Raw genomic sequence first — 15,332 nt, forward strand, 5'->3', positions numbered from 1 at the left:
TGCCACGCCGCCCGCCACAGCCAGCGCCCAGAGCCTTCGTGGGTGGGTCGGTCGGTCCGGTTTCGACCGGGTCGGCATTACGGTCGGTGGACGGAGCCGGGCGGCCCCCCGCCGTCTCGGGCAGGCCCTGCTGATTCGGAGTGCGCCACGTGATCCCCCTCTCGCTCGAAGCCGTCACGGCCGCCGTCGGCGGCCGTCTGTGCGATGTGCCGGACGCAGCCGTGCTGGTGACCGCGCCGGCGGCCGTCGACTCGCGCGCCGTTGTGCCGGGTGGCCTCTTCGCCGCGCTGGCTGGTGAGCACCTCGACGGGCACGCCTACGCGGCCGATGCGGTGAAGGCCGGAGCGGTGGCGGTCCTCGCGGCCCGACCGGTCGGTGTTCCGGCCGTGGTCGTCGACGACGTGCTGGACGCGCTCGCCGCGCTGGCCCGCACGGTGCTGGCCGAAGTGCCCGACGCGATGGTGATCGGGCTGACCGGGTCGGCGGGCAAGACCAGCACGAAGGACCTGATCGCGCAGGTGCTTCCCGAGCTGGGACCGACGATCGCCACGGTGAAGTCGTTCAACGGCGAGATCGGCATGCCGCTGGCCATCACCCACCTGGACCGGGACGCGCGCTTCATCGTGCTGGAGATGGGCGCCCGCGGCATCGGCCACATCTCCCACCTGACGACCATCGCCCCGCCCACCGTCGGCCTGGTCCTGAACGTCGGCACCGCGCACGTCGGCGAGTTCGGCGGCCGGCAGCAGATCGCGCAGGCCAAGGGCGAGCTCGTCGAGGCCCTCCCCGCCAAGGGGCTGGCCGTCCTCAACGCCGACGACCCGCTGGTGGCCGCCATGGCCTCCCGCACCCGCGCCCAAGTCCTGACTTTCGGCACCGCGCGGGATGCCGATGTACGGGCGGTGGACGTGAGGCTCGATGCGGCGGGCCGGGCCTCCTTCACCCTCGTCGCCGCCGGCAGCGACGCACCCGTCAGCCTGACCCTTCACGGCGCGCACCACGTGTCCAACGCGCTGGCCGCGGGCGCGGTCGCGATCGGGCTGGGCGCCGATGTCGAGAAGACTGCCGACGCGCTCTCCCGCGCGGTGCTGGTCGCGTCCGGACGGATGGAGGTCACCGACCGGCCCGACGAGGTGCGGGTCATCAACGACGCGTTCAACGCGAACCCCGATTCGATGAAGGCCGCACTCGGAGCCTTGGAGGCCATGAGCAGCGGGCGGCGGACCATCGCGGTCCTGGGCGAGATGAAGGAGCTCGGCGCCGACGGCGGTGATGGCCACCGGCAGGTCGGCTGCCTCGTCGCCGCCGCCGGTGTGGACGTGCTGATCGCCGTCGGCGCCGCCGACGCCCAGGTGATGGCCGCCGCCGCCCGGGAGAACAACCCGAACCTGACCGTGTTCAGCGCCCGCGACCGCGACCACGCCCTGACGCTGGCCGACGAGCTGATCGAGCCCGGCGACGTCGTCCTGGTCAAGGGCTCCCACAGCGTCGGGCTGGAGCACACCGCCGAGCGGCTTGCCCGGCCCGACACCGTGAGCAGCCGCTAGAGCGCGGTCAGTGGCCGGGCCGAGGCTTCCAGTAACAGCGTCCCCAGCCCGGCCACCTCCCCGGCCACCATCGTCGGGACCACATCACCGGTACGGACCAGACCAGCGAGGACACCAACGGCCTCGCCCAGGCCGGGCCGTGTGGACGCGGACCACGGCGGCGACTGCGGCTTGCCCGACGCCCGCGTTGCGGACACCCCTCCGGCCGCAGTAGACACCGCATCGCGCACCGGCAGCACCACCTCGTTCGCAGCCGCCAGCGCCGCCCCCATCCGCGTCCCCAGGACCTGCACTCGGGCAGCCCTGCCGGGTTCGAACGCGACGACCACCCGGCTACCGGTCAGCTCCCGCCCGGCCGCGATGTCCGCGGCGATCACGGTGGGGTGGTGGGCGAAGGAGTCCACCACCCGCGCCCCCGCCGCCTCGGCGAGGACCTGCACCCGCCGCCGGACTCGGCGAAGCCGACAGCCCGGCCGCCAGCACCTGCGGGCCTCGCCCAGCACCCGGCCTGCCGCGTACGCCGCGAGGGACGAGGGCATTGCCGGACAGCCCGGCGAGGACCATCCACGACATGCGCACCCCGCGCGGGTCGACCACCGCCTGCCGCCTGCCCTGACCCGCTTCGGCCGGGCCCTGGCCGAACCGATCCGCTGTCGCATCCTGCTCGCCCTGCGCGAGGCCCCGGCCTACCCGGCCGACCTTGCCGCTGCCCTGGGGATCTCCCGCACCCGGCTGTCGAACCACCTCGCGTGCCTGCGGGATTGCGGCTTGGTCGCCACCGTCCCCGACGGCCGGCGCACCCGCTACGAGCTGGCCGACGAGCGACTGGGCCACGCGCTCGACGACCTGCGTGCCGCTGTGGTCGCCGTCGCCGCCGACCGGACGTGCGTCGACGCCGACGAGGAGGGCTGCTGTTGATGACCGCAGAGATACCCGTAGTCCTGGGCCCCTCCCCGGCCCGGCGCGATGCGCTCGCACGCCGGATACGGATGATGGTCGGCGCGACCATCACCTACAACGTCATCGAAGCCCTCGTCGCCCTCACCGCGGGGACGATCGCCTCTTCCACGGCCCTGATCGGCTTCGGCCTCGACTCCGTCATCGAGGTCTCCTCCGCCGCAGCGGTCGCCTGGCAGTTCTCCACCCGTGAGCACACCGTGCGCGAGGCCCGGGAGAAGACCACCCTGCGGATCATCGCCGTCTCCTTCTTCGCGCTCGCCGGCTACGCCGCCGTCGACTCCGTCCGCGCGCTGACCGGCAGCGGCGAGGCGGAGGTATCGGTTCCCGGCATCGTCATCGCCACGCTGTCCCTGGCTGTGATGCCGTTCCTGTCGGCCGCCCAGCGAAAGGCCGGGCGCGAACTCGGTTCGGCCAGCGCGGTCGCCGACTCCAAGCAGACGCTGCTGTGCACCTACCTGTCCGCCGTGCTGCTGGTGGGCCTGGTCCTCAACGCGACGCTCGGCTGGTCCTGGGCCGACCCGATCGCCGCCCTGGTCATTGCCGTCGTAGCCGCCAAGGAAGGCCGCGACGCGTGGCAGGGCAAGGGCTGCTGCACGCCCCCCGCCGCCGCAGCGATGCCGTCCGGTGGCACCGAGGCCGACGCGTGCGGCTGCCGTCCCGGGTGCGACTGCTGCGGCTGACCCTCCGCACCTGGCGCAAGGCCCCGTCTTGCGCAACAAGCGATCGCCGTCCTGCTCGCCCTCCTCGTCAGAGGCGGCAACCCGCCCCCGCCCATCGCGCCGACCCTCCCCTGCGTGGTGATCCCCAGGTAGTCGGCACAGGAGGCTCGGGCGGGCGGGTGGGCGGGGGAACGCCGCCGGCCCGCGCGAGCCCGCGATCTACCCGTGTGAAGTCCTGGCGACTCCTTCGCAAGCTGCTCTTCACCACCACAATGGCCGCTGGCGGATCGTCAAATGACCTTGTACCACAGCTCGTACAGAGACGAAGACGGTGCGCCGATGCTCTGCGTTCGTTCGCCAAGGCCTATCTCGGAGGGGTTGATCCCCGCCCCGCCAATGACGCTGGCCTGGTGAGTTGCCTCATTCACTTCGCGCAGAATGATGTCAATCTGCGGCGTGCCATCGAACGGTATGAGCCGCTCGTCGAACGTATACACGTCCCCTTGCCGCATTTGTATCCTTTCGAAGATGCCGCCGTCACCTCTGCTGATCTGGATCTCGTCCGCACCATCCGGGTCCTGAATCCTTTTCGCCTCCAGCCACAAAAGCTTGGCGTAAGATGCATCTGTCATTTTATCCTCCCACGCTTCCCTGTTTTTTGCTGCTTTTTACGTGGACCATGCGATGGTGCAACCCTGCACTCCGCCGAGCCCGAAGCGGGTGGAGTGTCGAGGGTGTGCGTGTGGAATTCTATGAAATTACCGGCGGCGGGTCGGGGTGCTGACAGTCATGGAATTCTCGTTCTGCGTCATCAGACTCCCTCTCGTCCTCGTCCACGACTCTCCGGGCCGCATCCACCTTCTTCTGCAGCGCAGCCACTTGGTCCGGATCGGGGTGCGGCAGGTGCTTGAGGGCGTTCAGCTCGCCCTCAAGGATTTTGAGGACCGCAGTGTCCGCCTTCAGCTTCTGATAGGCCGCCGTGGCGGCTGCCTGCAGTTCACTACAATCGTGCGCGCGCACGGCGAATCACCTCTGTCCTTCGAAGACCGGCCGCCGAGCAGGTTCGTGTGGCCGGAGCATCCGCTCCGCCGGGGCTTCAGAGCTCGCAGAGCTGGACACAGACCATGTGGGGCGCCTCCCCGGCCCACTCGCAGCACACGGGAAGGTCCTCCGGGTCGAATCCGGACTCGACTTCGTCGCGGTTGCGGAACTCGGTGACGATCCGCTTCCCTTCCACCCGGGACAGTCCCACCTGTTCGGCGAAGTCGACTTTCAGCACCTCTTTTTCACGGTGCAGGCACCTTACGGCGTACCTTCTGGAGACGTTCGAATGCTTTGCGAATACTGCGGCCAGGTCCCGAAAGAACTCGGCATCCCGTCCCGGACCGCACGCATGCTTCTGAGTCATAGCAGCCTCCTGACGCCCGTTCCGCCGGTTCCAGGCTTCCGCTCACGGTCCAACGACGCCATGCACCGTGCCCCGTTCAGTCGGCCGCACGGGGCCGGAGGCAACGGGCGCACCGCTCCGGCTTCTTCCGCCCCGCACTGCGATGGTGAGACGGCGTCGGCAAAGCCGAGCTACGGCTGAACCGGGGGCTTGTCGATACCGGTCTCGCAGTCGTAGAGGGCCCGTTCTGCCGCCTCGACGGCGCGCTGGTCCGTGTCCACCTTTTCCTGCGCCGCCTGCACCTCCTGCTGCACCTCCGCCAGCTGGGTCCGGATCGGTGATTGGCCGGCGCTTGAGGGCCTGCAGCCTGTTCTCCAGGTTTCCGAGAATTACGGCATCATGCTGCAGCGTCTGATCGGCCCTGGCGGCGACTCTCTCAAGCCCACTGCAATCCTGCGTGCTCAAGGCGAATCACCACCGTCCCTCGAAAGTGGGGCTCGGAAGCATTCCGGAGGGCGCGAGCCGAGCAACAGGCCTGCGGCAGGATTTCCACGCGGCCGGCCATGGGCGGCTTTCATCGGGCCGACCGAAATCGCTGCGCTGCCGCATACTCAATTCCAGGAGACCACGGCAGCAGTGGGACTGCACTCCCAACGACCCGGTGACCGTACGGCATGCCCCGCCCACGCCGACACCCCGCCCCCGGGAGCCGGCCCTACCGGGCGGTGAGGGTGAACAGGGGCCGGGTGCCGGTGAGGTCCAGCAGACGCAGGGCCTGGTGTGAACGGGTGCGCTCGCGGCAGCGAGGGGGCGTCAGCCGAGTCGAGGGTGTCGACCCTGCTCTCCCCGTGCATCGGTTCTGATCATGGCTGTCATGGAGTGACCGGGCTGCTGCCGTGAAGCGCCTCTCCCGAAGGCTGTTGGCTGTCGTGAGTGTGTCCATCGAGCTTCTTCATCGTTGCAACTCCAGGGTGAGGACGGCCTTGGCGATTGACGTCATGCGGTTGGGACTGCATCGGGACCTGCGGAAGATCCGCCAGGACTTCAGGCGGGCGACTCCACGTTCGACGGGTGCCCGTGTGGCGGCCAGGGCACGGTTGCGGGTCTTCTCGGTGGGGGTCAGTTCCTTCGGGGGCCTGCGCTTGATGCCGGTGGTGAGCCACGGAACAGCCGGCCGGCGTCTTCGCGGACGCGGCCGGTCGGGCTTGCGGACCGTCGCCCGCGGCTGCCGCCGGGGTCGCCCAGGCAAGGGCGATGAGCCCTGTTCCGGCCCTCCCGCCGCTCGTGCCGGGCGGCCCGGATCCGGTCTGCGCTGCGCGACGCTGTGAGCCCCGGAGCCGGTCCAGTTCCGGCCGGTGCTGGGGCGGCAATGCCTGCCAGGGGGCGGATGCTTTCAACGTGTGGGCCCGCAGGGGTGTGGGTGCGCGGTGCGGCTATGCCTGCTGGTGGTGGGAGTGGGGGCCGTGCCAGTCGAGGCAGATGACGGTGGCGTCGTCTTTGGGCGGGTGGCCTTTGTAAGCGTCGGAGACGGCGCCGACCAGGGTGTGGACGACTTCGCGGGGGTGTGCGGGTGCGGTCTTGCGCAGGAGGGCGGGAAGGTCGACGGTTTCCGCGTCGCGTTCCTGCATGCCGTCGGTGTACAGGAGCAGACGGTCTCCGGGGCGCAGGTCGAGTTCCTGGACCCGGTAGGAGCCTTGCTCGGTCATTCCGAAGGGCATGTCGATGGCCAGCTGCAGTTCGTCGACGGTGCCGTTGCGCACGCGCAGGGGCCAGGGGTGGCCGGCGTTGATGAGGCGGGCGTGGGTGCCGTCCAGGGCGATGCGCAGGAGTTGGCCGGTGGCGATGGACAGTGCGCCGTGTTCGAGGAGGGCCTGGTGGGTCTGGCGGGCCTGTTCGGCCAGGTCTTCGCCGGCGCGGCGGGCGCCTCGGGAGGCGTTGACCAGGAGGGTGGCCATGAGGGAGGCGCTGATGTCGTGGCCCATGGCGTCGGTGATGGACAGGTGCAGGGTGTCGGTGTCGAGGCTGTAGTCGTAGGTGTCGCCGGCGATGTCGTCGGCCGGCACCAGGGCGCAGGCGACGGTGAACTGGGGTGCTTCGCAGCAGGTGGCCGACGGCAGCAGCTGGTGCTGGATCTCCGCGGACAGGCTGACGTTCGTGGTGCGGTTGCCCCAGTGGTAGAGGTCGGTGAAGCGCCTGTCGGTGACGATGATGTACGCCAGCGCGTGCGCGGCTTCCTCGACCTGCTCCAGCACGTCCGGCGTCGACCGGGCGAGGAACAGCTCCAGCACGCCGATGGTGTCGCCGCGGTTGGTCACCGGGGCCAGGACCCGGTATCCCTGCCCGTCGGACGGCGTCGCCACCAGCCGCTGGTCGCGCAGAACCTCGTCGTAGTCGCTCTGCCCGGAGAGCGGAACCTGGGCTGCGCGCTCCTCGCGGCGGCTGGCTGCCGTGTCGTGGACCCGCAGGAGCCGGCGGCCGACGACATCGGTGAACAGGAACGACACGTACCGTGCGTCGAACCGGTCCCGCAGATTCTGCGCCACGACGTTCAGCGAGTTCACCGGCGCGGCGTTCTCAGCCGCCGCGAGCACGTCGGCCAGCGAAATCCGACCACCTACCACGTAGCCTCCTCACCACCATCGGCCACGATCACATGTCCCCGGGCGGGTAGCCCTGGCCGGCGTCGGACGCTACACACCCACAGCCGGGTTGTTCGGTATCCACGCCGCATGGTGGCCAGCCCGCCCTCGGCCAGGAGACGGTGAACCTGCTCGGGCGCCGCCCGGGGCGCAGCGCTGGCCGGAGTTCCGGCAGTACCCGGTGTGGAGGCGGCCCGGGAGACGGCCACCACCTGTCCCGCGCTTCACCAACCACGGTGGAGGCTCGGGTGGCGGCGGCTTCGCGCTCCTCGGCGGCGGCGAGGGCGGCTTCCGCGCGGCCGCGCCCCGCGCAGGTGGGTGATGGTGCGGAGCCGGGGCGTCGTAGCGTGCGCAGGTCTGGCCGGCTCGAGGAGCGCGGCAACGCCACCGGTGCCCGGCGCGGCAGCGTCTGACCGGTACGGCCGGTTGGCTGGTGTGGCTAGCGGCCGCTACGGCGGGTCCTCCTGGTGGTCAAAAGTCTCCTGCGCGGGAGGGCTTTCCTCGTGCGGGGCCGCCGGCCGGCCCTCGGCCCGGTCCTCCTCCCGTTCCTCGGGCTGGGCCGTGTTCCCGGTCGCCTCATCGCTCACGCTCCCACCCCTGGGCTGTGCGTCCACCCCGCCCCCGACCGGTTCCCCGCCCCGCTCCTCGCCCGCGTGGGCACGGAGGTGGCCGACGACCGTGTTGGTGACGGCGACCAGTGGGACCGCGACGACGGCTCCGCCGATGCCGGCGACCAGCCCACCCGTGGCGACGGCCAGGACCACCGCAAGGGGATGGACCCGGACCGCGCGTCCCAGGATGAACGGCTGGAGGACGTGGCCCTCGATCTGCTGGACGATCAGCACCACCATCAGGGTCATCACCGCCGTGAACAGGCCCTGGGTGACCATGGCGACGATCACGGCCAGCGCACCCGAGGCGACGGCGCCGACCAGAGGCACGAACGAGGCCAGGAAGATCACCACGGCGATGGGCACAGCGAGGGGCACGCCGAGGAAGTAGATGCCGACACCGATGAAGACCGCGTCGATCATCGCGACGATCATCGTTCCGCGCACGTACGCGGTCAGGGTGTGCCAGGCCGGCGGGCCCGCCCCGGCCACCGCCGGCCGGGCCGCGACCGGCACGAGACGCAGCGTCCACCCCCAGATGCGTCTGCCGTCGTACAGCAGGAACAGCGTGCAGAAGACCGTCAGGAGCACCCCGGTGATCAGCTCGACCAGGAGCGTCACCCCGTGGAGGCCGGTCGAGGCGATGCTGTCGGCGCCCGTGCCGATCGCATGGCTCAGGCGGCCCGCGAGGTCGTTGATCTGCTCCTCGGTCACATGGAACGGGCTGTTCAGGAGCCCGTGCTTCAGCTTCTCGATGCCTTCCTGGAGGCGGTCGGACAGATTGCCGAGGTTGTCGAGCACTTGCCACACGACGAACCAGCCGGCCAGGCCGAGGATGACGAAACCGAAGATCGCCGTGACCGCGGTGGCCAGTCCCCGGGACAGGCCACCGCGCTCCAGGCGGGCGACGGTCGGCTCGAGCAGTGCGGTGACCAGCAGCGCCGCGACGAACGCCAGCGCGACCAGCCGGACGGACCCGATCACCCGCATCAGGATCCACAGGGCGGCGGCGATCACCACGAAGCGCCAGCCCACCTCGGCCACGACCCGTATGCCCCAGGGCACTGCCTGCGCAGGGGCCGCGGACCTCGGCCGGGCCTGCTGCTCGGCTCGCCCCTCCCGGCCCCGTTCGGCCCCCACCTTCGCGTCGTGACGTGCCAGGGCACGCGCCCGGCGCTCGCCGAACGCGGCGGCGCCGCCCCTGAGACGACCGACCCAGCTGCGGGTGACCGGCACGGCCCCACCACCTCCTTCCGCCCACCAGCCCGTCTGCCCCCGCTGCGCGTGATCAGGCGGCCCGGTCGCCCGGAACGGTCCGGTCGCGCCGGTCAGCACGCCCTGGAACCGGCCAGTGGAGAATCCGGCCCGCGGCCGGTGGACGCCACACGCTCCGTGCCGCCGTCCACTCGGCCGGAGGACGGGTAGCACCGCCTGGACGATGGGCGCGCCGTACGCCCCGACGCGCGCGGTGATCCACAGCTGGAGCGGCCGCGCCGCTCGGTCGGCCCGGTCAGGCTGCGCGCGTCGGCGGTTTCGGGCCTGTGGGTCGCAGCCGAGCACGTCGCACAGCTCGTCCTGGACCTGCGACAGCGGCGGTGGCTTGGTCGCCATTCGGCAGTGGCATCCGGCCGTGTTCGGTCGTCGCGCCGCCGTCGTTCTCCGGCCGGGGCTCGCCGCGCGCGCCGGCTTTCGTGAACCAGGTGATCGAGTCGCCGGCGCTGATCTGCCTCCGGCGCCTCGCACGTCGGAGGTGACGCGGCGGGCGCCTCCTACTGGACGTTCCAGGCGGAGATGACGGGCTGCCCGTGCTTGGTGGCGATCAGCCGTACCGGCGAAGGCAAGGAAGCGCTCGGCCTCGTGTCCGCCGGCGAGCCAGGAGAAGGTGCGCTCGACGGTCCGACGGCTCGACGGCTCGACGGCTCGACGGTCCGACGGCGCCGCCCGGCCGCTGGGTCGGCCCCGCCGTTCGGACGGGTGTGGCAACGTCCGTCGATGCCGTGAGCACAGGACCGCGACCGTGCTCCCGGGCCCTGCCGACGTGGAGGTGCTACGGGCCGGTGCAGACGGCGGGACGGGTGCCCCGCTAGTGGTGATAGCCCATGAGGACGACGTCGGTGTACGGGGTGTCGGATCCGATGCCGGCAGCGACGACGTCTCGGTTCATCGGCCCGGTTGCGCGTTCCGGCTCGAACGGCCCTCGCGGGCGTCGTGTACGTGCTGCGGAGCGACGTGGCCTGGCCTCACGGCCCCGCCGAGGCCGGCGTCTGGCCGCGCCTGCACGCCGTTCTGCTGACCGAGCCTCGTCAAGCCGGCCTGTTGGAACTTGACGACCTCCGAAGACGGGTCGCACGTCCGTGCCCTCAGAGGGGGAACCTGGTCGGACCCTCCATCGTGGAGACGACCTGAGCGACGCGCCGACCGTCTCCATGGCCTGGTCAGGCTCGTCTGCGCGGGGCGGTCGGGGCGGTCGGGGCGGTCGGGGCCGGGGGGATCGGGGGGATCGGGGAGGCGCCCACCGGCAGTCGACTTGAACATGTTCAAGTCGTGTGTCAGGGTACGGCGTGTGCTCTTGAGCCCGCCAGTCGCGCATGTGATCCGTGGAACCCGCTGGGGATGGTGTGTGGTGCCTTTCCGTCGTGCTTCGCTGATCCTGGCTGCCGCGGCCGTTGCCCTCACGGCCTGCGGGAGGTTCACGGTCATGCCGCCGCCCGAGGGCGAAGCTGTCGTGCCGAAGGTGACCGACCTGGTGGCCACGTGGACCGATGCCGACGGCGGCACTCTCACGCTGCGGCAGGACGGGACGTTCACCGCCGACAGAGTCTGCGTGGCCGTCCGCTGGTACGAGGGGCTGGCCTGGTCCGGTACCGGCACCTGGACGCAGGGCGCCAACGGCAGACGAAGCCTTGTCGGACTGACCTTCGATGCGGACCACTCCGTCGACGCCTACCACCCTGAGAACACCGAGCGGCGGCCCGACCCCTACACGGCGCTGAGGCAAGGCAAGGCCCTGAAGCTCTGGGTCGCCGTGGGCGATCCGGACAACGATCAGCCCCACTGCATCCTGACCCGCCCGGCGGGCTGATCCGGCTGCGGGGTGGTGACCCGGTGACCTGCGCGGCGAGGTTCGGCCGCCGCGCAGGACGCCCCCGCACGACTGCGCGCTCTCTGGCAGGAATCAGTCGCCCGCTCCCGTGCCCTCGTCGACGCGGCGCTCAGAACGGGCGGGCTGGACCAACTCGGCGCCGACACCACCCGTAGCGGGGAACGCCCCAACCTCCGCCGAATTCTCCTCGACCTCATCGAGGAGTACGCCCGCCACGCCGGTCACGCCGACCCCATCCGTGAATCCGTCGACGGGCGACAGGCCCGGCACACCCTTCGCGTGTGCCGGGACGCCCGGCTTTCGCCGGCGCAACCCTGGGCCTTCCACGCTGACGGCGCCCCGTACGGCCGCAACGGGAGCACCTGGCCGTCGCCTCAGAGGCCGGCGAAGAAGGCACCCATCCGGCGCCGTACCTCAGCGAGGGTCACGCCCGGGTCGCCGGTGCCGATGAGCCCGGCCCGTGCAGTACACCAGCGCCGGCCGACGGCCGGGCAGAGGCCGCGCACCCACGTGTCCGTGGGTGAGGAGCGCACCCCAGTCCACGGCCCCCGGGCCGGGCGGGCCCGGATGAACGCGGGGCGCAAGGTCGGCGAATTCCCTGGTCTCGGCCGGAGTGAGCTGCGGCGCCCGGGACAGCCCGTGCACCGATCGTGCCGGATCCCTCAGATGGGCCACCTCCATGCCCACGGGGTACGGGCCGGTGGGCGCGGGCAGGCGCAGGACCGAGCCGCGACCGGAGGCGGACGCGGCCGTGGGCGGCATGGCGGCGGCACCGGCGAAGGGTGCCTTTCAACAGAGTGCGTCGTGAAGTCATACGAACATCCTTGGTGCGGGGCCGTCACGACGCGAAGGTTCGGGCCGTGGCCGAAGGGCTGTCCTCCGACGAGGAGTTGTGAGAGTGCTGCGAGTCCACTTCACTCCGGACGACCTCGCCCGTACCCGGTTCGCAGCCCGTCCGACACCCCTCCAGGAGCTGCACGCGGCCCTGACCACAACCATGGAACGAAGCGGCGGCCCACTGTTCGCACCGTGGGCGGGGTCGCATCCTGCGCTCCCTCCCGGCCTCGAGCAGTCCGCTCGCCGACCTGGCTCCTACAGGCCACCCGGCCTCGTTCCTCGACGTCCTCGGCGACGCCGTCGCCGAAGGCTTCGGACGAATCCGTGCCACCAGCGCCGGTCTCGTCCGCTCCGAACTGGACCGGCTCCACGCGGCGATGCCCGCCCCGCGCCGGATCCGCGACCTGCACGCGGGCCGGGAGACGGCCTGGCACACCCTGCGCCGCGCCCAGCGGGCCGCATACCAGACGGTCCTCACCCCCCGTCTGGTCCGTCGTGCAGGACCTCCACCGCGAGGAGTTCACCCGCTACGCGCTGACGATCGCCGAGCACGGCCTGGCCGCCACCCTGACCGGCCTGGCCCCGGGCAGCCGGTACCACGAGGGCGTGTGGGAATGGCCCGGCGCGGCGCCGGCCCGCGACGTCCGCCTCGACGGGCGCGGCCTGGTTCTGCCGCCCACCTTCCACCACCCGGCCGGCCCACTTCTCCAGGACGCCCCCGGCCGTCCCGCGGTCATGACCTACCCGTCCGGCCCCGCCGAGGGCTCCCGCCCAGTTCGTTGGTCCCGACCTCGTTGTCGATCGGCTGAGGGAAGAGGGGGCTGTAGCCGATCTCGGGCACGAGACCCGCTGAGATCCGCCTGAGGCCCCTCGCCGGAAGGCGGCTCGCCTATCATCACCGCATGGTGCGGAGCGAGGCCGCTGACGTCGACGGCTACCTGACCGAGCTCCCCGAGGACCGCAGGGCCGTCCTGGCCGAGGTCCGGCGGCTGTGCCGCGCCGAGCTGGCGGGCTTCGACGAGGTCATGGCGTACGGGATGCCCGCGTACGAGCGGGACGGTGTCTGCGAGGTCGCCTTCGCCAGCCAGAAGCGGTACATCTCGTTCTACCTGATGCGCAGTGACGTCCGCGAGGCGTTCGAGGAACGGCTGTCCGGCCAGGACACGGGCAAGGGCTGCCTGCGGTTCCACAAGCCCGAGAGCGTCGACCTCGTTCTGTTGCGGGACCTGCTCAAGGCCACTGCGGCGCGCCCGGGCAGGACGTGCTGACGGAGCCATCACGGGGCCGCCCCGCCCCGCCCTGTTCCTGTCCTCGTTCCGGTCCTGCCTGCCTCCGGGGCCGCCGACCACGGGGTCGAGCGGGGACGCGGCGGGACATGCAGGCCAGCGGGCCCACTCCCCGGGGCCGACGTCCGAGCGGTGCGCGACCGCTTCCCCCGCGACGGACTCACCGCCCTCGCCCACCGCTCCGAGGGCGACCGATGGTGCACGGGGCGGTGGTTCGCCGGCCGGGTCGGGACGCCGCACAGCGTCGTCCCCGCCCGTCTGGTCGACGAGGCGGGCCACCCCCCGCTTCCGGGTACGCGACGAGGTCCTCGCCTTCCTCACCCCGCCCGCACCCGCACCACGCCCGGCCCGCCACGCCACCGGGTGATCCTCCGTCAGGCCCGGTGCCAGGTGAAGCGGAGGTAGGCGAAGCTCTCGCCCTCGCGGGGCGCCCGGGTCCAGGAACGGGTGGTGAGGGTGGGGAGCGCGCCCTCGGTCAGGGCGAAGCGGGGAAGCGACAGACCCAGCTCGGCGTGGAGGACCTCCAGTACCCTCAGCTCGCCGTCCACGAGGGTGCCGTCCGGCCGGAACAGCCGGGCGGGCTCCAGGGCAGCGGGCACGGTTCCGGAGCGCTTGACGTCACCACCGCGCACGGTGAACGCGTACACCTCCTTGCCCCGTTCGGCCACGGACAGGTGGAAGGCGGGCGGCCGGTCGCCCGGGAACGAGCTCCTCGGCTCGCGCCAGACCACCACCGCGCGGCCGTGCGCGGAGGCGGCGACCGCCGGGGACACGAACCGGGCGTCGTCCAGGTGACGCGCGTGGCCGTCGAAGGCGAACGCCCACCCCTCGGCGGTACGGCCGACGGCGACGGCGGCCCGGTCCTCCCAGGGCTCCGCGTCCTCGTGCCCTTGCCGCCCCCGCGTCCGCCAGTACCCGAGCCGGTCCGTGAGCACGCCGAATCCGGCCCCGTCCGCACCGATCAGGGCGGGAAGACCGGCCGGGTCGAGGCCCTCGGTCCACACGCACCGGAACCCGTCGACCTTCTCGCGCCCGGCCGCGGGCTCCACCAGCCAGCCGAGCCCCGGCGGATCGAGATCGGCGACCGGCTCGGGGACGGACCCGGTCTCCCCCGAACGCGGTGTCGCGAGGATCTCCCGCCCACGCTCCGGGGTGACCAGGGGGCCCAGGACCGGATCGGCGAGCAGCCCGATCGGAGCGATGAGCGAGGGCCCGGGCGCCTCCCACAGAGGGAGGGCGCCCCGCAGGATCCGCCACGCCGCGTCGGCCGCTCCCCAGCGGGCCTCCTCCCGGGCCCGCGCGACGGCCTCCCCCCACGGGCCGGGAGGCGCGTAGCGGTGGGTGCCGTCCCGCACCGCGTCCAGCACCGTCCGGGCAGCCTCCCGGTCGACGCCCCGCGCGGCCATCATCCCGAGCCAGTGGTCGTCACCGCCCGGCCGCCCGTCGCGCGCCGGCGCCATGGCCTGCACCGGCAGGACCTCGGGCTGGAGGCGCGCGTCGGCCGCGAGATGGCCGTAGTCCTCGCACCCGTACCGGCCCAGCAGCTGCCGGACCTGCTGCAACAGGAAGCGGCTGTGCGGCCGCCCGAAGGACGAAGCCTCCTCCAGTAGAGACACCGCCTCCTCGTGGCGCCCCCGCAGCGCCAGCAGTCGGGCCTCCTCCACCCGGGCGTCCTGGGCGCGGGTGGTCGCGTTCACGAACCCGGGGTCAGCCGCCCGGGTGGAGTGGAAGCCGCGGTACATGGCCTCCATGTAGGCGCGGAACGACGGATGGCGGACCGGCAGCTCACCGCCCCACCCCTGGTACACGTAGAGCGCCCACTCGCCGTCCTCGTCCCTGTCGCCCGGGTCGAGCAGGGCGTACGACATGTCGGACTCCGTCTCCAGCCGCAGCGCGCGCCGCCACATACCGGCCAGCAGGACGTCCTCCTCGGTCGCGCCATCGCCCAGGTCCTCCTCGTACCGCGGGGTCATGCCGAACGGGTCCCGGAACCAGTCGATGTCCGCGGTGCCGCCGAGCCGGTAGACCCCGGCCAGCTGCTCCACGTACCAGCCGTCGCTCACCGAAAGGAACTGCCGGTACGAGGGCGGCAGCCGACGCCCCAGCCGCACTTCGGCCGCCCGGATCGCCGCCTCGTCCGCCGCGGGCGGGCCCAGCCGGAAGGGGCCGGCCGAGCCGTCCTCGTCGGGGCCGTCGTCCGGGTCCGCGCGCGGAACCCACTCCTCCTGCCACCGTCCCAGGAACGCGTGCCAGTCGAACGATTCGTCACTCATGACCGGGATGCTGTCACCCGCCACTGACAA

The 15,332-nt window shown here is 71.9% G+C and carries 12 protein-coding genes and 3 pseudogenes; 7 read left to right on the top strand and 8 right to left on the bottom strand.

What is annotated here, in order from left to right; genetic code table 11:
* Positions 1–149: 149 nt before the first annotated feature.
* Positions 150–1,547 carry a UDP-N-acetylmuramoyl-tripeptide--D-alanyl-D-alanine ligase gene (gene murF, locus ACIRBY_RS16105; protein ID WP_403901021.1) on the top strand — a complete coding sequence of 466 codons (1,398 nt, stop codon included), beginning with the start codon at positions 150–152 and terminating at the stop codon, positions 1,545–1,547.
* Here the strand turns inward: murF and ACIRBY_RS16110 are convergent.
* Positions 1,544–2,206, bottom strand: a complete 663-nt coding sequence (locus ACIRBY_RS16110) for a glutamate ligase domain-containing protein (RefSeq protein ID WP_403901148.1) — start codon at positions 2,204–2,206, stop codon at positions 1,544–1,546. The genes murF and ACIRBY_RS16110 overlap by 4 nt on opposite strands.
* Between ACIRBY_RS16110 and ACIRBY_RS16115 the strand changes: the two genes are divergently transcribed.
* Both ACIRBY_RS16115 and ACIRBY_RS16120 read left to right on the top strand, forming a co-directional pair.
* Positions 2,148–2,465, top strand: a complete 318-nt coding sequence (locus ACIRBY_RS16115; protein ID WP_403901150.1) for an ArsR/SmtB family transcription factor — start codon at positions 2,148–2,150, stop codon at positions 2,463–2,465. The genes ACIRBY_RS16110 and ACIRBY_RS16115 overlap by 59 nt on opposite strands.
* Positions 2,465–3,187 (top strand): cation transporter, encoded by a 723-nt coding sequence (locus ACIRBY_RS16120; RefSeq protein ID WP_403901022.1) that lies wholly within the window; start codon positions 2,465–2,467, stop codon positions 3,185–3,187. The genes ACIRBY_RS16115 and ACIRBY_RS16120 overlap by 1 nt, the downstream gene beginning before the upstream one ends.
* Before the next feature lie 269 nt (positions 3,188–3,456).
* Here ACIRBY_RS16120 and ACIRBY_RS16125 read toward each other — a convergent pair whose 3' ends face one another.
* The 6 genes and pseudogenes from ACIRBY_RS16125 to ACIRBY_RS16150 all read right to left on the bottom strand — a co-directional run bounded on the left by ACIRBY_RS16125 (position 3,457) and on the right by ACIRBY_RS16150 (position 9,039).
* Positions 3,457–3,798: a hypothetical protein gene (locus tag ACIRBY_RS16125; RefSeq protein WP_403901023.1), complete on the bottom strand. Its 342-nt coding sequence runs from the start codon at positions 3,796–3,798 to the stop codon at positions 3,457–3,459.
* 118 nt (positions 3,799–3,916) lie between these two features.
* Entirely contained in the window at positions 3,917–4,186 is a 270-nt protein-coding gene (locus tag ACIRBY_RS16130; RefSeq protein ID WP_403901024.1) for a hypothetical protein, read from the bottom strand.
* A gap of 76 nt (positions 4,187–4,262) precedes the next feature.
* On the bottom strand, positions 4,263–4,445 hold the full coding sequence (locus tag ACIRBY_RS16135) for a hypothetical protein (protein WP_403901025.1): 183 nt from the start codon (positions 4,443–4,445) through the stop codon (positions 4,263–4,265).
* 1,060 nt (positions 4,446–5,505) lie between these two features.
* Positions 5,506–5,724 (bottom strand): annotated as a pseudogene (locus ACIRBY_RS16140) (transposase family protein); the annotation flags it as partial.
* Positions 5,725–5,986: 262 nt separating this feature from the next.
* On the bottom strand, positions 5,987–7,174 hold the full coding sequence (locus tag ACIRBY_RS16145; RefSeq protein WP_403901026.1) for a PP2C family protein-serine/threonine phosphatase: 1,188 nt from the start codon (positions 7,172–7,174) through the stop codon (positions 5,987–5,989).
* Positions 7,175–7,641: 467 nt separating this feature from the next.
* Complete coding sequence (locus tag ACIRBY_RS16150; protein WP_403901027.1) at positions 7,642–9,039, bottom strand: AI-2E family transporter; 1,398 nt, start codon at positions 9,037–9,039, stop codon at positions 7,642–7,644.
* A 912-nt stretch (positions 9,040–9,951) separates the two neighbouring features.
* Here ACIRBY_RS16150 and ACIRBY_RS16155 point away from each other — a divergent pair.
* The 4 genes and pseudogenes from ACIRBY_RS16155 to ACIRBY_RS16170 all read left to right on the top strand — a co-directional run.
* Positions 9,952–10,189, top strand: a pseudogene (locus ACIRBY_RS16155) (IS5/IS1182 family transposase); the annotation flags it as partial.
* A 312-nt stretch (positions 10,190–10,501) separates the two neighbouring features.
* Positions 10,502–10,885: a hypothetical protein gene (locus ACIRBY_RS16160; RefSeq protein WP_403901028.1), complete on the top strand. Its 384-nt coding sequence runs from the start codon at positions 10,502–10,504 to the stop codon at positions 10,883–10,885.
* Between the two features lie 57 nt (positions 10,886–10,942).
* Positions 10,943–12,607 (top strand): annotated as a pseudogene (locus ACIRBY_RS16165) (DUF664 domain-containing protein); the annotation flags it as partial.
* Between the two features lie 38 nt (positions 12,608–12,645).
* The gene (locus tag ACIRBY_RS16170) at positions 12,646–13,011 is read left to right on the top strand and encodes an iron chaperone (protein WP_403901029.1); all 366 of its coding nucleotides are present in this window, start codon (positions 12,646–12,648) and stop codon (positions 13,009–13,011) included.
* A 392-nt stretch (positions 13,012–13,403) separates the two neighbouring features.
* Here the strand turns inward: ACIRBY_RS16170 and ACIRBY_RS16175 are convergent, their stop codons facing one another.
* Positions 13,404–15,302 carry an SMI1/KNR4 family protein gene (locus ACIRBY_RS16175; RefSeq protein ID WP_403901030.1) on the bottom strand — a complete coding sequence of 633 codons (1,899 nt, stop codon included), beginning with the start codon at positions 15,300–15,302 and terminating at the stop codon, positions 13,404–13,406.
* Positions 15,303–15,332 lie beyond the last annotated feature (30 nt).

The sequence above is a fragment of the Streptomyces sp. NPDC096136 genome (assembly GCF_044763325.1).
In the GTDB taxonomy this organism is placed as follows: domain Bacteria; phylum Actinomycetota; class Actinomycetes; order Streptomycetales; family Streptomycetaceae; genus Streptomyces.